The 3,652-nt window shown below is 68.4% G+C and carries 4 protein-coding genes; 2 read left to right on the plus strand and 2 right to left on the minus strand.

Features of this window, described 5'->3' with window-relative positions; all coding sequences use genetic code 11:
• Both pepN and VKQ35_RS02325 read right to left on the minus strand, forming a co-directional pair.
• A partial coding sequence (gene pepN / locus VKQ35_RS02320) for an aminopeptidase N (protein WP_324358437.1) occupies positions 1 to 1,939 on the minus strand: 1,939 nt, incomplete at its 3' end.
• A 53-nt stretch (positions 1,940 to 1,992) separates the two neighbouring features.
• Positions 1,993 to 2,232, minus strand: coding sequence for a hypothetical protein (locus VKQ35_RS02325; protein WP_324358438.1), 240 nt, complete (start codon positions 2,230 to 2,232; stop codon positions 1,993 to 1,995).
• A 121-nt stretch (positions 2,233 to 2,353) separates the two neighbouring features.
• On the opposite strand from VKQ35_RS02325, the gene VKQ35_RS02330 reads away from it, so the two are divergent.
• Both VKQ35_RS02330 and VKQ35_RS02335 read left to right on the plus strand, forming a co-directional pair.
• Positions 2,354 to 2,551 (plus strand): hypothetical protein, encoded by a 198-nt coding sequence (locus tag VKQ35_RS02330; RefSeq protein ID WP_324358439.1) that lies wholly within the window; start codon positions 2,354 to 2,356, stop codon positions 2,549 to 2,551.
• Between the two features lie 91 nt (positions 2,552 to 2,642).
• A partial coding sequence (locus VKQ35_RS02335) for an acyl-CoA dehydrogenase family protein (RefSeq protein WP_324358440.1) occupies positions 2,643 to 3,652 on the plus strand: 1,010 nt, incomplete at its 3' end.

Below are 3,652 nucleotides of genomic sequence, written 5' to 3' on the forward strand. Positions count from 1 at the left end.
GAGCCCGGAGCGTTTCGCGGGCTTCGTGGATCGAGGCCGGATCGGCCGGGCTCTGCGCCAGGGAGAGGTCGGATTCGCTGGGGAGGGTCAGCAGCAAGGCCTTGAAGGCGTCTTCCGCCGACTGGTCGTGCAAAGCCCGGCCCACCGCCTCGGCGTAGCGTTCCTCGGCCACCTCGTCGGCCTCGCCGGCGGCGCGGGCCAGGATCAGTTCGCGGGCCAGCGCCTGGCCGGCCTCCCAGCGGTTGAACAGGTCCGGATCGCCGGCCAGCAGGATGTAGCGGTCGCGGGCCTCGGCGTTGGAGCTGAGCTTCACCGGGGCGGAGAAGCCGCGCAGGGCCGAGACCACCGGGCGCTCGTCGACGCCGGTCAGCACGACCTTGGTCCTGGCGCCCTCCAGCACGACGAGCGTCTCGTCCGCCGCCTGGCCGTCGCGCAGGAAGGCCTGGGTTCGGCCCTCGGCGTCCAGCAGGCCGACCGTGACCGGGATCGGCAGGGCGCCCTTGGTGGGCTGGCCGGGCGTCGGCGCGGTCTCCTGGACGAACTCCAGGGTGAGCTCGCGGCGGTCTTCGTCGTAGGTGCTCTTGAGCGTCACCGCCGGCGTGCCGGCCTGTTCGTACCAGGCGAAGAAGGCGGTGAGGTCCTGGCCGGAGACGTCGGCGAAGCAGCGGATGAATTCCTCGACGGTGGTGGCGTGGCCGTCCCAGCGTTCGAAGTAGAGGTCCATGCCTTTGCGGAAGGCGTCGGGCCCGATCAGGGTCTTCAGCATCCGGATCACCTCCGCGCCCTTTTCGTAGATGGTCGCGGTGTAGAAGTTGTCGATCTTCATGTAGCTCGACGGGCGGACGGGGTGGGCCAGCGGGCCTTGATCCTCGGAGAACTGGCGGGCGCGGAGCGCCTTGACGTCCTTGATCCGCTGCACGGCGTGGCCGCGCTGGTCGGCGGAGAAGCTCTGGTCGCGGAAGACCGTCAGGCCCTCCTTCAGGCACAGCTGGAACCAGTCGCGGCAGGTCACCCGGTCGCCGGTCCAGTTGTGGAAATACTCGTGCGCCACGACGCTCTCGATGCGCTCGAAGTCCATGTCCGTGGCGGTGGCCGGGTCGGCCAGCAGGAGCGAGGAGTTGAAGATGTTCAGCCCCTTGTTCTCCATGGCCCCGAAGTTGAAGTCGCGGACCGCGACGATCATGAAGAGGTCGAGGTCGTACTCCAGGCCGAAGGTCGCCTCGTCCCACTTCATCGCGCGCTTCAGCGCGTCCATGGCGTAGGCGGCGCGGGGCGCCATGCCGGGGTCGACGTAGATTCTGAGGTCGACCGTGCGGCCGGTCATGGTGACCAGCTTGTCCTCCAGCACGTCGAGCTCGCCGGCCACCAGGGCGAACAGGTAGCAGGGCTTGGGGAAGGGGTCGTTCCAGACCGCGTAGTGGCGCCCGCCCGGAAGCGGGCCGTTCTCCATCAGGTTGCCGTTGGCGAGCAGGCGTTGGAACGCCTTGTCCGCCTCGACCCGCACCGTGAAGCGCGAGAGCACGTCGGGCCGGTCCGGCCAGAAGGTGATCTTGCGGAAGCCCTCGGCCTCGCACTGGGTGCAGAAGCGGCCGGCCGACATGTAGAGGCCGTCCAGCGCCTTGTTGGCTTCGGGGTCGATCTCGACCTCGGTCTCCAGGGTGAAGGCGTCCGGCGCGCCTGGGATGATCAGGAATTCGCCGTCGATGGTCCGCTCGTTTTCGGCGAGCGCGCGGCCGTCGATGGCCACCGAAATGGCTTTCAGCCGCTCGCCGTTGAACTTGAGCGGCTCGGCGTGATCGCCGTTGCGGCGCACCTGCAGCTTCGCCTTCACACGCGTCGCGTTGGGCAACAGGGCGAAGGTGAGATGGACCTCGTCGATGAGGAAGGCGGGCGGCTGGTAGTCGGCGAGGCGGATGGCCTGAGGCGTATCTGTGCGCATGGTTGCATCTATCCCCGGCCCTGTGGCGGCGCCAAGGCGCTACCGGGCGAGTTTCACCCCTCGCGCGCGGGTTTGGGGCAAGGATGCTCGTCCCAACGCCCGTCCTGCTCGCGCACCAGCATGTAGCAGTCGATGCGCAGCTCGATCGCCTCGGCGGTGAGCGTGCGGGCCATGTCCATGGCGTGGGCGCGATAGGCGTAGGAGCCGATCTCGGCGGCGTTGCGCAACACCACCCACTTGTTGTCCCGCCATGCGACGATGATCTGCATGGCCGTCGGTCTGTCGACTTCCATGGGGCGCCCAACCTGCCAGCGGAGCGCCTTGTTCCTTTGAGCTTTTTCCGAAACGCGTCTGGTACCTGACAGACGTCGCCGGCAAAGCCCGTAAAACGGAGGCTCGCCGGGGGGCGTGCGCGTGAAGTCGTATCGTATCTACATCGTCGATCCGGATGGCCGGCTGCAGCTTGGCCAGGCGTTCGAGGCCGTCGACGACAAGGCGGCCGGCGCGCAGGCGCAGGCCGCCGCGCGGCGGGGCCGCGACGCCGAGCTCTGGGAGGGCGGCCGCCTGGTCGGGCGTGTGTCCAAGGACGGAGTCTTCACGGCAGGCGGCTGACGCCGGGTCATGCTTTTCAGCGTCTCCACGAGGCGTATGTTGACGTGCAAGTAAACCTCGCAGGGCCGGGTCAACCGGCGGGATGGCGCACGTGAACTTCGATTTTTCCGACGACCAGAAATTCCTGAAGGGCGAGGCGCGGAAGTTCCTCGAGGCCAACTGCACGACCGCCCGGGTGCGCGGCGTGCTGGATGACGCCGGCAAGGCGTATGACGAGGCTCTGTGGAAGGCGGTCGCCGAGCAGGGCTGGCTGGGCGCGGCGATCCCCGAGGCCTACGGCGGCCTGGGCCTGGGCCATCTCGAGCTCTGTGCGATCGCCGAGGAGCTGGGGCGCGCCGTGGCGCCGATCCCGTTTGCCTCCACGGTCTATTTCGTCGCCGAGGCGGTGATGCTGGCGGGCGACGAGGAGCAGAAGGCCTGGCTGCTGCCCAAGGTCGCCGCCGGCGAGATCATCGGCTGCATGGCGACCTCCGAAGGGCCGGGGCCCGCCACGGCGGCGAGCCTGAAGACCACGGTCACCGACGGCAAGCTCTCGGGCGTGAAGCTGCCGGTCACCGACGGCGACATCGCCAATGTGGCCCTGGTGCTGGCCAAGGAGAACGGCAAGCCCGGCCTCTACAGCGTCTATCTGGACGGCGAGGGCGTCACCCGCGAGGTGCTGCAGACGCTCGACCCGAGCCGCGATGCGGCCAAGCTCACCTTCAAGAACGCCCCGGCCATTCGTTTGGGTGAGGCGGGCGCCGGGATGGAGATCGTCGAGCAGGTGTTCGACCGCGCCGCGATCCTGCTGGCCTTCGAACAGTGCGGCGGCGCCGACAGGTGCCTGGAGATGGCCAAGGCCTATGCGCTGGAGCGCTACGCGTTTGGGCGGGTGATCGCGTCGTACCAGGCGATCAAGCACAAGCTGGCCGACATCTACGTCAAGAACGAGCTCGCCCGCTCCAACGCCTATTACGGCGCATGGGCGCTCAACACCGACGCGCCGGAGATGCCGTTGGCCGCCAGCGCCGCGCGGATCGCCGCGTCGGAGGCGTTCTGGTTCGCCGCCAAGGAGAACATCCAGACCCACGGCGGGATCGGCTTCACCTGGGAGATGGACTG

Origin of the sequence: Phenylobacterium sp. (assembly GCF_035309685.1) — a bacterium.
Classification (GTDB): Bacteria; Pseudomonadota; Alphaproteobacteria; order Caulobacterales; family Caulobacteraceae; genus Phenylobacterium.